This window comes from Bradyrhizobium sp. SZCCT0231, assembly GCF_018130245.1.
In the GTDB taxonomy this organism is placed as follows: Bacteria; Pseudomonadota; Alphaproteobacteria; order Rhizobiales; family Xanthobacteraceae; genus Bradyrhizobium; species Bradyrhizobium japonicum_F.
On sequence record NZ_JAFCKP010000005.1, the window covers coordinates 117,575 to 131,408 of the forward strand.

Consider the following 13,834-nt stretch of genomic DNA (forward strand, 5'->3'; position numbering starts at 1 on the left):
CGCCCGGTCCGTGCGCTATCCGGCCGGAAAGGCCTGAGGCGGCTCCACATTTTCCCGCCCGGCCCGCAAACCCGAGGACGGAAACATGCCAGCCTATCGCTCCCGCACCACCACCCACGGCCGTAACATGGCGGGCGCCCGCGGGCTCTGGCGCGCGACGGGCATGAAGGACGCCGATTTCGGCAAGCCGATCATCGCAGTCGTCAACTCCTTTACCCAGTTCGTGCCCGGTCACGTCCATCTGAAGGACCTCGGCCAGCTGGTGGCGCGCGAAATCGAGCAGGCCGGCGGCGTCGCCAAGGAATTCAACACCATCGCGGTCGACGACGGCATCGCCATGGGCCATGACGGCATGCTCTACAGCCTGCCGTCGCGCGAATTGATCGCCGACAGCGTCGAGTACATGGCCAACGCGCATTGCGCCGACGGCCTCGTCTGCATCTCCAACTGCGACAAGATCACGCCCGGCATGCTGATGGCAGCGCTCAGGCTCAACATCCCCACCGTGTTCGTCTCGGGCGGGCCGATGGAGGCCGGCAAGGTCAAGCTCGAGGGCAAGACCAAGGCCGTCGACCTCATCGACGCCATGGTGGCGGCGGCCGACTCCAAGGTCAGCGACGACGACGTCAAGGTGATCGAGCGCTCGGCGTGCCCGACCTGCGGCTCCTGCTCGGGCATGTTCACCGCCAATTCCATGAACTGCCTCACCGAGGCGCTTGGCCTCGCGCTGCCCGGCAACGGCTCGGTGGTCGCAACCCATGCCGACCGCAAGCGCCTGTTCGTCGAGGCCGGCCACACCATCGTCGATCTCGTCCGCCGCTATTACGAGCAGGACGATTCCAGCGTGCTGCCGCGCAACATCGCGAACTTCAAGGCATTCGAGAACGCGATGACGCTGGACATTGCGATGGGCGGCTCGACCAACACCGTGCTGCATCTGCTCGCCGCGGCCCATGAAGGGCAGGTCGAGTTCACCATGCGCGACATCGACCGCCTGTCGCGCCGCGTGCCCGTGCTCTGCAAGGTCGCGCCGTCCGTCGCCGACGTGCATGTCGAGGACGTGCACCGCGCCGGCGGCATCATGGGCATCCTGGGCGAGCTCGACCGCGCTGGCCTGATCGACACCTCGGTCTCGACCGTGCACGCGCCGACCATGAACGAGGCATTGGAGCGCTGGGATATCAAGCGCACCAAGAGCGAAGCGGTGCGCACCTTCTACCGCGCGTCGCCCGGCGGCATCCCGACCCAGGTCGCCTTCAGCCAGGAGCGCCGCTACGACGAGCTCGATGCCGACCGCGAGAAGGGTGTGGTGCGCGATCTCGCGCACGCCTTCAGCAAGGACGGCGGCCTCGCCGTGCTCTACGGCAACCTCGCGCAGGACGGCTGCATCGTGAAGACCGCCGGCGTCGACGCCTCGATCCTGAAATTCTCCGGCCCCGCGCGCGTGTTCGAAAGCCAGGACGCGGCGGTCGAGGGCATCCTGGGCGGCAAGGTCGTCGCCGGCGAGGTCGTGGTCATCATCTACGAAGGCCCGCGCGGCGGCCCCGGCATGCAGGAGATGCTGTATCCGACCAGCTATCTGAAATCGATGGGCCTCGGAAAGGCCTGCGCGCTCGTCACCGACGGCCGCTTCTCCGGCGGCTCCTCAGGCCTGTCGATCGGCCATCTGTCGCCGGAAGCGGCGGAGGGCGGCAACATCGGTCTGGTGCGCACCGGCGACATCATCGCCATCGACATCCCGAACCGCAGCATCAGCCTCGAGGTGGCCGACGAGGAGCTCGCCAAGCGCCGCGCCGCGGAAGAGGCCAAGGGCGATGCCGCCTGGCAGGCGGCGGGCCGCAAGCGCAACGTCTCGACCGCGCTGCAGGCCTACGCTGCGCTCACCACCAGCGCCGCGCGCGGCGCGGTGCGCGAGGTGAAGCGGCGCTCGAAATAGCCGCCTGGTCGGCACGTCACAGGCTGGATCGACGGTCTTCGGAACGACTCGCGGCTCCACGCGGGCGCGCAGATGCGCCGTTGCTGGAAACGCGGAGCCGGAACGGAGTTTCGGAAAGAACGGCCCCCGCTTCCCGGGGCGTGGGCTGTTGGGGGTGGGAGCGGGAGCCGTTTGCGAAGTGGGCACCCGACGTGCGGGCTCGCCCGCCAGGCACGGCCAACTTAATGCATTTATCCACACATCGCCATTTAATTTTTATTAATTTGCATTTTATTTTTGATTTAATCATGCCATCCTAGGAAAAATAGCCGAAATCCCTTTTTCCGAATTCGGCCGAGGCGGTCGCCGTGTCGAGATCCGTCCGCAACGGTCCGGATTGCCAGCAGCGGAGTCAGCCATGAGTCCTTCTCCATCACTCGTGCCGCAAATTACGACAGACCGGGACGTCTATCTCGTGCTCGATGACTTCGGCCGCCGGCTGGGCCGGGCCTGGTGCGAGACTGCAGAGGAGGACGCCAATCGTGCGACCCTGCTCAGGCATCTCGCCGAAGGGCAGTATCTCCATCCCACACGTATCGTCGCCTTCAATACCGCGGAGGGATGGTCGCGGGACGCTACCGCCGAGATCGCCGACGAGCTGCGCCGCTGCTTTGTCGAACTGGAGGAGACCGATCCCTCGCTGCTGGAGTTCCTGGAAAGAGCAGCGAGGCGTTGAAGCTCGTCGATCGAAGGCAGATGAACGCTTCGAGTTATGTTCGAACGAGTACCGCGGCGATGTTCGAGCGCCGGAGCAGCGATCGCGCTCTCGCTTGTCATGCGGACCTCGGTGCAAACATCCCGCGCGTTAATGCGCGTGGTCAATGAGTTCTTACCGCTCCGCTGCGATCGGCCGTTCGCATTAAGGATGCCCCGACGAAGTTCGGCAAAGCCAGGTTTTGCGGCGTATAATGCTGCGACCTTCGCAAATCCATTTCGGGCAACTGGGGCGCCACCGCAATGTCTCGTACTCTCGCCGTTGTTTTCTCCACAGCCGTCGCCGCAATTTCCATGACGGGCGCAGCCTCCGCCGGTTGCTATAATTGCTATACGCCGCCGCCGTGCACGACCTGCTATCAGCAGCAATACGTGCCGCCGCAATACCGCACCGTCGACGAGACCGTGATGGTATCGCCGGGCGCCGTGGTCGCGCACCGCTCGCCGGCGCAGTATCGCACCGTGATGGTGCCGCAGACCGTGATGGTCGCGCCACCGAGCGTCCAGTATGAGCGCATCCCGCCGCAATACGCCACACGCCAACGCGTCGAGATGGTCTCGCCCGGCTATTCCTATTACGCCCCGGTGCAGATGGGCTGCGCGTCCTGCGGCTACTGAGCTGACGCAACAGACGGCTAAGAGCGGCGCTCCTCGCGGGGCGCCGTTTGCTTTTGGCGAGGCGCAAAACGAGGCCCGGGTATGGAGACCAATCCAACCGGGCCTCGCAACCAGCGACGCCCTGGGAGATGTCGCCGGCATCGGGATTGCCGAGTGGCTAGACTAGAGGAACAGGCTGACGCCTGCCTGACAAAGACGCTGGAGGGGAGGGCGCCAACTTCGCGTTGCCTTACGCGGTCGACTACGTTAAGCGACACCGTTCCGGGACTGGAAGGGTGGCCGAGTGGTTTAAGGCACCGGTCTTGAAAACCGGCGTGCCCGCAAGGGTACCGTGGGTTCGAATCCCACCCCTTCCGCCAGTCCGACGCCAAGTCGTCGACTTTCCCAAAGTTCAGCAGTTCCAACGGCTTCCAGTCGACGGGTGCTACGGAGAGCTGCTGCAGCGAGCCCATGGAAGACGTGGACTATGAGAGCGGCGGCGCGTTTCGTCGCGCAGCCAGCACGAGAGCTGCGAGGGGTACCGCAGCTACCGGGAAGCGTCGTTAGCTGATAGGCTCAGGAGACTGGGGATCGTCATCATGACTGAATGCTGTGGACAGAACAGCTCGTGCTGCAGCCCACCACCGTTGAACCTCGAACCTGTTCGGCGAACCGAGCGCGGGTCCGTAGGGGCGGCATGTGGCTGTTCCGGCGGGGTGCCTGTCTTCGACGGAATGGACCCTACGTACAAGCGCATTCTCTGGACCGTGATCGCCATCAACGGCACCATGTTCTTGATCGAGATGCTTGCTGGGCAGTTGGCTGGTTCGCAGGCGTTGAAGGCGGACGCATTGGACTTCCTCGGCGACACTGTGACGTATGGTCTCAGCTTGGCCGTGATCGGTGCAAGCTTGCGACGCCGAGCTACCGCCGCCCTTTTCAAAGGCCTCTCTCTCAGCGTGATGGCGCTCTGGGTCGTCGGGTCAACTGTCTACCAAACGCTCATTCTCGGTTTGCCAAAGGCAGAGGTCATGGGCGCGATCGGCTTTCTTGCTCTAGCGGCCAATCTCGGTTCGGTCTTGTTGCTCAGGCCGTACAAGGATGGGGACGCGAACGTCCGATCTGTTTGGCTCTGCTCGCGAAACGACGCAATCGGCAACGTGATCGTGGTGGTCGCCGCCTTGGGCGTCTGGGGCACCGACACGGCTTGGCCCGATCTCCTCGTCGCCGCCGTGATGGGGGGCATCTTCCTGACATCCTCGATCCAGGTACTCCGGCAGGCTTGGACCGAGTTCAATGCAGAGAACTCCGCAAGCCAACAAACCGCTGCCGCTCGTTGACACTCGTGCCCCGAGTGGCGAGGAGGGGCCACAATGCGTGTCGGAAAGAACGAGACCCCGCGCAGTCGGGCAGGTCCATCAGCAATAGAGCGCCGCTTGCCGTCAGTCGCTATTGTCCCTGGTCGAGGGCATCGATCGTGGTGTTGGCCCGTAGGTGGAGGGGGCGTGAACTACGCTGTGCTCACGCCACGTGCGCCCACACGCCATCACTTCGGGCAGTGCTGAGCCCGCCGATGGCGATCAATGGGTGCTCAGTGCTGGTTTCGAACAGTCAGTCCGGAGCGACGACAAATGTGACGTCGGTGTCGGCAACGGACGTCGTATTCACGCCCAATCCGCGCGCTTGGTAGCAGTCGCATCGCCGGAAAACACTGCGCGCGCTGCCAACAGGTGTTTCGCAAGCTGCTTGTGACGCATCTCGGTAAAAACCGCGAGAGTGGCGGCTACGACATTGGCGAGGATGATCGTGCATCCGAAGACCAGCCAACCGCCATCCTTCCACAGAAGGAAGGCGGGATACATGATCGTGTGGTGGATCAGGTATAGGGTGAAGGAGTATCCCGAAAAGAGCCCGACGGCTCCTGTCAGCGCATCTGAATTGATTGCCCACATTGCCTGCGTTGCCCCCACGACCCCAAGCAAGAATAGTATCAGCAGAGGATAGGTTTTCGGCTGATATTCCGCGTAGGGGCACGCAACCAGGAAGTACGCCACGGCGGATGCAACGATTAGCTATCGACAAACCGCGAGCGGGGAGCCATCCGCGGCGAGCGAGAAAATAGACGTATGCGCCGCCGATCCACACAAGGAACAAGGACTGCCCCAGCCCGTCATCCTGAAGTGCGCCAAAGATGTAGTGCGCGGGGATCTGCCCGAACACGAGAGCAACTGGGATCAGCAACAGAGCTTCCGCCGCCAGCTCCGTCTACGTTAGCAACGCTGTTCCGAACGGTTGCACCAACACAGTGAACAATGGCGGATCGGTCACGACGACGTTCGTTGGGGCTTGGGCGAGTTACTAAGAGGGTTTCTTTCAACCTGTAATCGTGCTAATCGGCCGCCATGTATTGGCGGCTTAAGGCGTTGGCGTTCCGAGGTCTGGACCTCCCTGGCGGGGCCCATGTCCATTATTTCTTGCAACGGCACGTCACAAAGAACTGGCCGCGGCCGGCCAAAACGCTCGATGCCTTGGCTGGCATCGCGCGCCGCGTTGTCGAGGATTACGCGCGCCATGTTGGCGGAACACCAACGTCTGTGCTCGAGGTTGGGGCTGGCCGGGACCTAGCCGTGCCGCTGGCTTTGCGGCGCCTGGGCGTGACGCAAGTCATCAGTTCCGACGTGGAGCGGCTTGGCAAGCTGGATTTGATCCAGCATGCGGCGGATCGCATCCTGGCCGGACAGGTCAAGTTGGCGGGCTGGGACGATCTGGAGCGGTTCGGGGTAAAGTATCTTGCTCCGCACTATGTTGGTCCAGATGACGAGCAGGTCGACTGCTCGTGCTCAAATGAAGTGCTGGAGCATGTTCCAGCTGATCAACTCGCTACTCTCCTGAAGGGTTTGCGAGCGGTCACAAAAGGGATCACCACGCATTCGATCGACTACAGCGATCACTATGCACGTTCTGACAAGTCGGTCTCCCGGCTGAATTTCCTCCGCTTCTCGGACGAGGAGTGGCGGCCATTCAACAGCGGCAAGCAGTTCGTCAATCGGCTCCGGCATAGCGACTATCTGAGGCTGTTCCGTGAGGCCGGATTTGCGATCATGGAAGAGAGTTCAGTGGCTGGCGATCCGCCGGCAGATCTACGAGTAGCAGAGCAATTCAGGCGATATGATCCGCCTGATCTATTCGCAATCAAAGGGCGCATCGTCGCCGCCTAGAGCCCCCTTCTGGGGCTTTTTCTTTGGGAAATCACATGTAGACATCAACGCGCTCACCTGCGCGAACGATTTCGAACGCCAATCAAAAGTGAGCTGGCACGTCAGGGAGCACAACAAGCTCTTCCCTCAGAAGTATCGGAAATTCGGCGACAGCCCCCTGGTGTCCTTGGACGAGGTGCTTTTCGAGCACGGCAGCGCGACACGGGGCGACCGGATCAGCGAAGAGCTGTGGGACTGACGCGCCGAAGCCCCCGGAAGGGCGATGAGCTTTCCGGCGCAGGCTAATGCAACACGCGAGCGGCTTCGGCGAGCCGGACCCTTTCTCTCAGCTCGTGAAGCTCCTGAAGCATTTTCAGGAGATCTGGCAGCTCGTGTGCACGTTCAACAGCTCGCCCCTTTTGTCCCATCTCTGTACGCCTCCATGGCACGCTGACGGCGAGCATTCGCAGGTTTGTCCAAGCTACGGTCTTGGATGTCCACCGTGGCTAAGACCGCAGATCGCTCTCGCGGCAGGGGCAAAAACCTAGCGATTTCAACGGAGTTGACAGGACACCCCTTCCGTCTGTGTATTGGCCGCACGCGCCCGGATTCATCCGGAAGATCAGATGCTTATTGCAAGTGTCCTGATCGATAGTCGTGTTGGCCCGTAAGGGCAGGGGCGTGAATTACGCTCGGCCCGCGGCCGTCGCCACACGGGTCTCACTCTCCTTCTCTTCGGGCATGCGACTGAAACCAGTCGTCAGCTCTTGGTATCACCGCCCTTCAGCGCGTCCCACGCGGCCTTGTTCGCCTGATCGAACGCCTTCCGGGATTCGGCGAGCGCGGCGCTCATCACGGACCAGGACTCGCTGCCCGCTTGCTTCAGCTTCTGCAGGCGTGCTTCTGCTTCGGAGGCATCGGACTTCATCTGTTTGAGCGCGGCATCGACGTCCGCGGTGCGGGCTGCGGCCACCTTGCCCGCAGCCTCGCGGATCTTGTCCGCGGCTTCCCGCCAGGCCTTGGCCTGTGCAGCCGCAAGATCCCTGAACGTGGCCTGCTGCTGCTCGAGCTGTTTGCCAGCGCCTTCGAAGTAGGTCTTCACCTGGGCTTCGAATCCATTCCATTGCCTTTCCATGTCGGCCCTGGCATCCGCCCAAGCGGCTTCACCCGCCTGCGCCTTGGCCTTGAGCAGTTCCTGAAACTCATCGCGGCGCTTGGTCAGATCGGACAGGAGCTGATCCGTCTTCACCTTGGACTCGGCCTTGGCCTGGCCGGCCTTGACCTCGAACGAGGCCAACGCGGCGTCCATTTCGTCGATCCGCTCCTTGGCCCAGTTGAGATAGAAATGCATGCTGCTCTGCTGTGACATGGCCGCCTCCGTTGAGTTGTCGAAGTTAGAATTCCAGAACTCGGGCTTGCTCGTATTGACCTGTCTCAATGACCTTGTGGTCTGGCACCGGCGTGCTTGGCCATAAGGACGAACGAAAGCGCGTCAGGAACGCTATCGAACTCGAGAGATTAGCCCGGCAGGGAGCTTCGCAGCGGGCCACGCATGTTCTTCTTCTTCTTCTTCTCCAACCGGCTGGGATGTCTCGGCTCGCTGCTGATCTCCGGCCTGATCACCGTGGCGCTGCTCTTCCTGTTCGGGATCATTCGGTTCTGATCTTCACCGCGTGGGTGCCGATCCATCATCTCCGCCTTTGAGATGCCGTTCGCTCAACGCCAGGAACTCCACTCCAGGAACTTGGCCCCAGCTCGCTTGTTGTTCGCACTCTCGACCACACGGAGAGCATCCTTGGAAAGCACGATCATCGGAGAATTCGACACGCGCCGCGGCGCCGAGCTTGCGGTCGAGCATGTCGTGCAGGAATGCGGCGTGCCGCGAAGCGATGTGTTCGTTCAAGCCGCCGGCGATGCGAATACGGTGGGGACACGGCCGGCCGGTAGCGACGTCAAGGCTGCGCCCGCGCCACAGGGTCGGCAGAAGCTGGAAGGTCTGATCGAGGTCTCCGTGGATTTCCACGGCGATACCCCTGAGAGGATTGCAGACGCCTTGAGGAGCGCAGGTGCAACCACCGTGCGTACCAGGTAACGGCATTCGCACACACTGAACCGCCCCCCTGAAGACGTGGAACCCCTTGAGCATCCAGCGCGTTTAGACGCAAACGCGAATTGCGAGGTCCACCTGCTTCAGAGTTCATCGACCTTGATGCCCGGCGACACCGTCTGGCGGCACTGTGAAGCGCAGCGTGTGGCGGTTCTGAACGATGCTGCCGCTTATTTCGCGGCGCTACGGCAAGCGCTGCTGGAGGCGCAAGATCTCGTCTACATCATCGGTTGGGACATCCATAGCGAAACCAGGCTGGTCGGTGCTTCCGGACGAGCGGATGACGGCCTGCCGGAACAACTCGGGGCATTCCTGCGCGCGCTCGTTCATCGCCGTCCCACCTTGCGGATCGACATTCTCGTCTGGGATTTCGTCTCGTTTTACGCCTCCGAAAGGGAATGGAACTCCGCGGCGAAACTGACCGCCGAAACATATGGCCGCGTCCGATTTCACCTGGATGCCACGCTTCCGTTTGGGTCGGCCCAACACCAGAAGATCGTCTGTATCGACGGTTCACTGGCGTTCGTCGGCGGGCTCGATCTGACGATCAGGCGCTGGGACACGAGTGAGCATCGCGCCGTTCACGCATTGCGCTGCGACCCCGAGGGCAAGCCATACCCGCCCTTTCATGATGTTCAATGCATGGTCGACGGGGAGGCTGCGGCGTCGCTATTCGACATTGCGGAACAGCGCTGGCGTGCGGCAGGTCAAAAGGCCCATGACCCGCGTCATGACGGGCGCGCGCCGAAGAGCGGTCGGTGGCCGGCCAACGTCCCGGTCGAGGCTGAGCATATGCCGGTGGGTATCGCTAGGACCGAGGTCGTCTGTCCTGCAGGCTCGAGCATCAATGAGGTCGAACGCTCGTTGATTGCAGCGATCCGGTCCGCAACGAGCCTCGTTTACATCGAGAACCAGTTTACCAGCGCCATCAAGATCGCCCGTGAATTGGCGGAGCAGATGCTTCGCGTGCCTTCGCTTCGGGTTCTGGTCGTCGCTCCCAAGCTGCACTCCTCATGGCTGGAATCCCAGGCCATGCAAAACGGCCGCGGGGCCTTCATCGACTGCTTCAGTGCGGCAGGAGTCGCCGATCGCATCCGCTTCGTCTACCCGGTCTCGCGCAGCGGGGACACCGAAGCTGCCGTGATGGTGCACAGCAAGCTCATGATCGTCGACAACCGGATCTTGAGGATCGGATCGGCCAACCTGAACAATCGGTCGATGGGTGCCGACTGCGAATGTGACCTGATTTTTGAAGCCGCAACCGAGGAGCATCGGGATTTCATCGCGTCGGTCCGCCACCGCCTGATAGCCCATTTCTGCGGTCTCGACGAACAGATCATAGGGCAAAACCAGGATCGTCTTTTCGCTCTGCTGGACGACGTGGCGAGGGCCGATGGGACGAAGACGCTGCGGGACGTGGAGTCCTCGGTCCTGACCAGTGCTCTGGCGACAATGGTCCAGCCGGTGACGGATCCTGAGCGGCCTCTTCATCTGGAACGGGCGGCATCGCGCATGTGGAGCACGAATACAATAATAGGCATTGCGTCGATAACGGTGGGGCTTTTCGGGCTGGCAATGGCTTGGTCGTACACGTCCTTGAGCGATTTTGCCGACGCCGCGCGCATCTCGACGCTACTGTCTGCCTATTCGCAGTCCATCTGGGGTCCACTGTTCGCGATCACAGCTTTTGTCGTCGGCGGGCTGGTCGTGTTTCCGGTTCTCGTGCTCATTGCAGCTACTGCTGCCGCACTTGGGCCATGGCTGGGCTTCGTCACCGCAATGGCCGGCGTCTTGCTCAGCGCCTTCGTCGTGTTTGTGATCGGACGGTCACTGGGCCGAGAACGCCTCCAGAAGTTGCTCGGGCGACGTGCAGGGCGCATCCAGGAACGTGTCGTAGGCAAGGGCATTCTGGCTGTCGTCGTCATCCGGATGATTCCCGTCGCACCATTCTCGTTGGTGAATGTCGCGGCCGGTGCGAGCACGCTGCCGCTTCGCGACTTCCTGGTTGGAACTCTGCTGGGCATGATGCCCGGGATTCTCGCCATGGCCGTTCTGGGAGCTCAGATCGCGGATCTGGCCAGGAATGCCTCCTGGAGCAACATCTCGCTATTGGCCCTGGCGTTTCTGGGCTGGCTCGGGATCTGCGCGGGCGCACAATTCGTCGCGACGTGGCTCGCCGGGAGGCGCTGATGGCGCCGATGCGCTTCATGACGTGGAATGTGCATGGCACGTTCAATCTCAATCCGAAGTTCGATCTGGAGGGCGTTTGCTCCATCATTCGCAAGTGGTCGCCGGATGTCGTCGCGCTTCAGGAGGTGGATTCGCGCTCGCGGTCGGACGATCCGTTCGCGAAGCTGGCGAGTGTCGTCGGCGATCACGGCGTTCACGCCAAGTCGATCGTCACTGAGGATGGCGACTACGGTCAGATGCTCCTGAGCCGCTTTCCGTTCGCCGACGTGCCCGAGATCGTCGACGTGTCGTATCGGGAGCGGGAACCACGCAGAGCGATTGCCACTGGACTGCTGACACTGGCCGGCGATGTGCGCGTGGTGGCCACTCATCTCGGCCTCAGTATCCACGAGCGCTATGCGCAAGCTCAGGCCCTGGCGAGCCTGGTGAAGCCTGGAAGGACCGTTGTCCTCGGCGATTTCAACGACTGGTTCTGGGTGAAGTCGGTGCGGCGCGTGCTCGCGCAGGTCTGCCCAAACCGCACGCGGTTGCGAACCTTCCCGGCGCGTCTGCCCCTTCTACGGCTCGACAGGATCTATGCAACGCCCGACAGCCGGTTTGTGAAAGTTTGGACCGATGGAGAGGCAAGGGCCCATTCAGACCATTTGCCTGTGATGGCAGACATCGAGATTTAGATGTTGTCTGCTGACGAAAGAGGAGCTTCGTGCGGCCGATCCGCTTCCCTGATGGTTTTCCGAAGACGGAGGTGCGACGGTTTCGCCCGACGGGGCAACCGAGTTTTGCGCGGATGCAAAAGGCGTTGTCGCAACGGGACTTAGCTACTGTGCATGGGGTTGTTTCGCGGGTTTTGTGTCAGCGCTTGGGCCCGTCAGCTTACCCAAGCGGAACTTTTTCCTCGCCGCTACGTTGATTTGGCATGACTGAAGACCTTTCCTTCCGACGCAAACCCCTGACCCCCGAACAGCGCCAAGCGCGCGACGCGGCACGCCGGGTCGAGGCGGAGAAGGCCATGCGCGATCATGAAGCGGCGCAGAAGGCGTTTTATGCCAACAAGGAACGGCTGAAGGCCGAGCGGCTGGCGCGTGAAGCTGCGGCGGCGAAGGGCTGAGCGAACGCGCGCGCCACCCAATTTCTGAACCGCTTCTCCCGGCGGCGATGGTAAACATCCCAAGCTTGACCGACTTGACTGGCGCGGGGCTGGTGCGTCCCGTGCACCCGCCCTGGGGCGCATCGGCAAGCTTGACGGCGTTCGGCTTCCGGGAGGAAGCTTCAAATGATCCTAAACTGACGTGAACCACGGAGACGTTCGCTCCCGGCAAGTCCGATCCTCAGCAGCGAATCAGAATGGAGCTGACCATGACCACGTTCGACAAGCGCGAGCAGGGCTTTGAGGCCAAATTCGCCCACGACGAGGAATTCATGTTCAAGGCTACCGCGCGGTCCAACAAGCTGCTCGGGCTGTGGGCCGCAGGCCAGCTCGGGCTCAGCGGCGATGCCGCGGCAAGCTACGCAACCGCGCTGGTGACGGACCATCTGGAGAGCCGGACGATCGACGATGTCGTCGGCAAGGTGTCGGGCGATCTCGCAGGCAAGGGGATCCCGCGCGAGCAGGTCGCTCAGAAGCTTCAGGAATGTCTGCACCAGGCGCTGGCGCAGCTCGAAGCACAATCCTGAGCAAGCGTGCGGCGCGCGCTCACAGCTCCATGTGCACTATCTCGATGGGCTCGCCGCCGAGGCCGTGAGAGAACTGCCCTCTGCCCGTGCTTCTAAAGCCGTATCGTCGGTAGAAAGTCTCGGCATTGATTGTGGCTTCAAGACGGATCGGTCCGTCATGGCCGAGGCGCGCCTGGGCGACGCCGATGTCGAGCAGCCGCTGACCGAGCCCGGAGCCGGCCGCCTCGGGCAGGACGAACAAGCGGGTGACCTCGCCGGGCTCAGCATCGACGAAGCCGACGACGATCCCGTTGCGAAGGGCCACCGTCATTCGCCCCCTAGCGATGAGATTTTCGTAGAACCGGGGTGTCCGTTCGCCCATCCAGTTTTCGATCTGAATCTGCGAATAGCATCCACGCGACAGACCCGCGATCGAGGCTTGGGTGACGTTGAACACCGTTTCCGCATCGTACGGACGCGCCGGCCTGAAAGACACCTCCTTATCGGCGGACATGAACTTGTCGGCGGACATGAAGCCTCGCAGGGCAGCCGGTGGGTTGCAAGCCGTGCGGGCGGTGCTTACTCGGCATGCGATGATCTCGCGTCATGTACCCCGACAAGATGGCCGGCGGAAGACGCGACGCGCATTCAATGGGCAGTGCTGTTTCGTGCTACCATGCCGACCGGCCGTCGGGCGACGGCGACGAGCGGGAGGTGGGGCGTGTCTCGGAGCGGCTTTGGCAAGTGGTCCGGCGCAATCGCATGTGCTGGCGCCATGCTGGTTGGTGCAGGCGGCGCCGAGGTCTCGGCGACGCCGCTGACGCCGTTTCGCTACGAGGCGCAGGCGCAGCGTCATTGCCCGCATGACAGCGTGGTCTGGCTGGATTTCAGGAAGGGTATCTACTACCGCAAGGGTCAGAAGCGCTATGGCCAGGGTTTTGACGGCGGCTTCGTCTGCCTGAACGAGGCCCGCGACAGCTTCTACCGCCGTTCGCTGTTGGGTCTGCGCTGAACGGCGCGTATCCCCGGCTTGCGGACGCGCCGGCTATTTCTGCGCCGGCAGCCTGACCGGCACGTGCGGGGAGGTGCTGATGACCAGGGGGCTTCCATCCGGATAGGTGCGGTCGCCGCGGATCAGGGATTCCAGGACCAGGAAGAATTTCTCGGCAAGCATTTGCGTCACCCTCATTGGTGATGACCTCTCGCAATTAGTCGAGGCGCCGAGCGCAGAAATTCGATCAACTGAATGGGAGCGAAACAATTAGCGCTTGCTGCGCCGCGGTGGAGCCGTGTTGGAAAAGTGGAAGTGGGGCTCAGGCAAACGCAAGAGCCACGAGGCTCGAGCAGAGCAGCACCAAGCCGCCCGCGGTCAATGCCAGGAAGCCATCGGATACGAGGTCA

Annotated in this window: 16 protein-coding genes and 1 tRNA gene; 13 read left to right on the forward strand and 4 right to left on the reverse strand. The window is 62.4% G+C overall.

What is annotated here, in order from left to right:
* The first annotated feature begins 85 nt into the window (after window positions 1-85).
* From ilvD to JQ566_RS15625, 5 genes are all read left to right on the forward strand, one after another.
* The gene (ilvD, locus tag JQ566_RS15605; protein WP_212373263.1) at window positions 86-1,936 is read left to right on the forward strand and encodes a dihydroxy-acid dehydratase; all 1,851 of its coding nucleotides are present in this window, start codon (window positions 86-88) and stop codon (window positions 1,934-1,936) included.
* 397 nt (window positions 1,937-2,333) lie between these two features.
* Window positions 2,334-2,651, forward strand: a complete 318-nt coding sequence (locus JQ566_RS15610) for a hypothetical protein (RefSeq protein ID WP_212373265.1) — start codon at window positions 2,334-2,336, stop codon at window positions 2,649-2,651.
* 332 nt (window positions 2,652-2,983) lie between these two features.
* Window positions 2,984-3,307 (forward strand): hypothetical protein, encoded by a 324-nt coding sequence (locus tag JQ566_RS15615; RefSeq protein ID WP_212373267.1) that lies wholly within the window; start codon window positions 2,984-2,986, stop codon window positions 3,305-3,307.
* Window positions 3,308-3,576: 269 nt separating this feature from the next.
* Window positions 3,577-3,666, forward strand: a tRNA-Ser gene (locus JQ566_RS15620).
* Between the two features lie 219 nt (window positions 3,667-3,885).
* The gene (locus JQ566_RS15625; RefSeq protein WP_212373268.1) at window positions 3,886-4,626 is read left to right on the forward strand and encodes a cation efflux transmembrane domain-containing protein; all 741 of its coding nucleotides are present in this window, start codon (window positions 3,886-3,888) and stop codon (window positions 4,624-4,626) included.
* A gap of 324 nt (window positions 4,627-4,950) precedes the next feature.
* Here JQ566_RS15625 and JQ566_RS15630 read toward each other — a convergent pair whose 3' ends face one another.
* Complete coding sequence (locus tag JQ566_RS15630; RefSeq protein ID WP_212373269.1) at window positions 4,951-5,340, reverse strand: hypothetical protein; 390 nt, start codon at window positions 5,338-5,340, stop codon at window positions 4,951-4,953.
* A 420-nt stretch (window positions 5,341-5,760) separates the two neighbouring features.
* Between JQ566_RS15630 and JQ566_RS15635 the strand changes: the two genes are divergently transcribed.
* On the forward strand, window positions 5,761-6,504 hold the full coding sequence (locus JQ566_RS15635) for a class I SAM-dependent methyltransferase (protein ID WP_212373270.1): 744 nt from the start codon (window positions 5,761-5,763) through the stop codon (window positions 6,502-6,504).
* Window positions 6,455-6,742, forward strand: coding sequence for a hypothetical protein (locus tag JQ566_RS15640; protein WP_212373271.1), 288 nt, complete (start codon window positions 6,455-6,457; stop codon window positions 6,740-6,742). Before JQ566_RS15635 ends, JQ566_RS15640 begins: the two co-directional genes overlap by 50 nt.
* Before the next feature lie 501 nt (window positions 6,743-7,243).
* On the opposite strand, the gene JQ566_RS15645 is transcribed toward JQ566_RS15640, so the two are convergent.
* Window positions 7,244-7,852 carry a sll1863 family stress response protein gene (locus tag JQ566_RS15645; RefSeq protein ID WP_212373272.1) on the reverse strand — a complete coding sequence of 203 codons (609 nt, stop codon included), beginning with the start codon at window positions 7,850-7,852 and terminating at the stop codon, window positions 7,244-7,246.
* 426 nt (window positions 7,853-8,278) lie between these two features.
* Between JQ566_RS15645 and JQ566_RS15650 the strand changes: the two genes are divergently transcribed.
* The 5 genes from JQ566_RS15650 to JQ566_RS15670 all read left to right on the forward strand — a co-directional run bounded on the left by JQ566_RS15650 (window position 8,279) and on the right by JQ566_RS15670 (window position 12,454).
* Window positions 8,279-8,575 (forward strand): hypothetical protein, encoded by a 297-nt coding sequence (locus tag JQ566_RS15650; protein WP_212373274.1) that lies wholly within the window; start codon window positions 8,279-8,281, stop codon window positions 8,573-8,575.
* Between the two features lie 117 nt (window positions 8,576-8,692).
* A complete protein-coding gene (locus JQ566_RS15655; RefSeq protein ID WP_249139486.1) occupies window positions 8,693-10,780 on the forward strand; it encodes a VTT domain-containing protein in 2,088 nt (695 codons plus the stop codon).
* Complete coding sequence (locus tag JQ566_RS15660) at window positions 10,780-11,454, forward strand: endonuclease/exonuclease/phosphatase family protein (RefSeq protein WP_212373276.1); 675 nt, start codon at window positions 10,780-10,782, stop codon at window positions 11,452-11,454. Before JQ566_RS15655 ends, JQ566_RS15660 begins: the two co-directional genes overlap by 1 nt.
* 242 nt (window positions 11,455-11,696) lie before the next feature.
* Complete coding sequence (locus JQ566_RS15665) at window positions 11,697-11,888, forward strand: hypothetical protein (protein ID WP_100230537.1); 192 nt, start codon at window positions 11,697-11,699, stop codon at window positions 11,886-11,888.
* A 248-nt stretch (window positions 11,889-12,136) separates the two neighbouring features.
* Window positions 12,137-12,454 (forward strand): DUF1476 domain-containing protein, encoded by a 318-nt coding sequence (locus JQ566_RS15670; protein ID WP_212373278.1) that lies wholly within the window; start codon window positions 12,137-12,139, stop codon window positions 12,452-12,454.
* A 19-nt stretch (window positions 12,455-12,473) separates the two neighbouring features.
* On the opposite strand, the gene JQ566_RS15675 is transcribed toward JQ566_RS15670, so the two are convergent.
* The gene (locus JQ566_RS15675; protein ID WP_249139487.1) at window positions 12,474-12,965 is read right to left on the reverse strand and encodes a GNAT family N-acetyltransferase; all 492 of its coding nucleotides are present in this window, start codon (window positions 12,963-12,965) and stop codon (window positions 12,474-12,476) included.
* A 144-nt stretch (window positions 12,966-13,109) separates the two neighbouring features.
* Here JQ566_RS15675 and JQ566_RS15680 point away from each other — a divergent pair, with 144 nt between their 5' ends.
* Window positions 13,110-13,445: a hypothetical protein gene (locus tag JQ566_RS15680; protein WP_434057821.1), complete on the forward strand. Its 336-nt coding sequence runs from the start codon at window positions 13,110-13,112 to the stop codon at window positions 13,443-13,445.
* A gap of 33 nt (window positions 13,446-13,478) precedes the next feature.
* On the opposite strand, the gene JQ566_RS34855 is transcribed toward JQ566_RS15680, so the two are convergent.
* Complete coding sequence (locus tag JQ566_RS34855) at window positions 13,479-13,607, reverse strand: hypothetical protein (protein WP_283814348.1); 129 nt, start codon at window positions 13,605-13,607, stop codon at window positions 13,479-13,481.
* Window positions 13,608-13,834 lie beyond the last annotated feature (227 nt).

Bases quoted from the DNA above. Each gene is read 5' to 3' on its own strand.
- JQ566_RS15680 (WP_434057821.1), top strand. From the start codon at position 13,110: ATGCCGACCGGCCGTCGGGCGACGGCGACGAGCGGGAGGTGGGGCGTG.
- JQ566_RS15660 (WP_212373276.1), top strand. From the start codon at position 10,780: ATGGCGCCGATGCGCTTCATGACGTGGAATGTGCATGGCACGTTCAAT.
- JQ566_RS15665 (WP_100230537.1), top strand. From the start codon at position 11,697: ATGACTGAAGACCTTTCCTTCCGACGCAAACCCCTGACCCCCGAACAG.
- JQ566_RS15675 (WP_249139487.1), bottom strand. From the start codon at position 12,965: ATGTCCGCCGACAAGTTCATGTCCGCCGATAAGGAGGTGTCTTTCAGG.
- JQ566_RS15645 (WP_212373272.1), bottom strand. From the start codon at position 7,852: ATGTCACAGCAGAGCAGCATGCATTTCTATCTCAACTGGGCCAAGGAG.
- ilvD (WP_212373263.1), top strand. From the start codon at position 86: ATGCCAGCCTATCGCTCCCGCACCACCACCCACGGCCGTAACATGGCG.
- JQ566_RS15625 (WP_212373268.1), top strand. From the start codon at position 3,886: ATGACTGAATGCTGTGGACAGAACAGCTCGTGCTGCAGCCCACCACCG.
- JQ566_RS34855 (WP_283814348.1), bottom strand. From the start codon at position 13,607: ATGCTTGCCGAGAAATTCTTCCTGGTCCTGGAATCCCTGATCCGCGGC.
- JQ566_RS15655 (WP_249139486.1), top strand. From the start codon at position 8,693: ATGCCCGGCGACACCGTCTGGCGGCACTGTGAAGCGCAGCGTGTGGCG.
- JQ566_RS15640 (WP_212373271.1), top strand. From the start codon at position 6,455: ATGATCCGCCTGATCTATTCGCAATCAAAGGGCGCATCGTCGCCGCCT.
- JQ566_RS15615 (WP_212373267.1), top strand. From the start codon at position 2,984: ATGACGGGCGCAGCCTCCGCCGGTTGCTATAATTGCTATACGCCGCCG.
- JQ566_RS15610 (WP_212373265.1), top strand. From the start codon at position 2,334: ATGAGTCCTTCTCCATCACTCGTGCCGCAAATTACGACAGACCGGGAC.
- JQ566_RS15670 (WP_212373278.1), top strand. From the start codon at position 12,137: ATGACCACGTTCGACAAGCGCGAGCAGGGCTTTGAGGCCAAATTCGCC.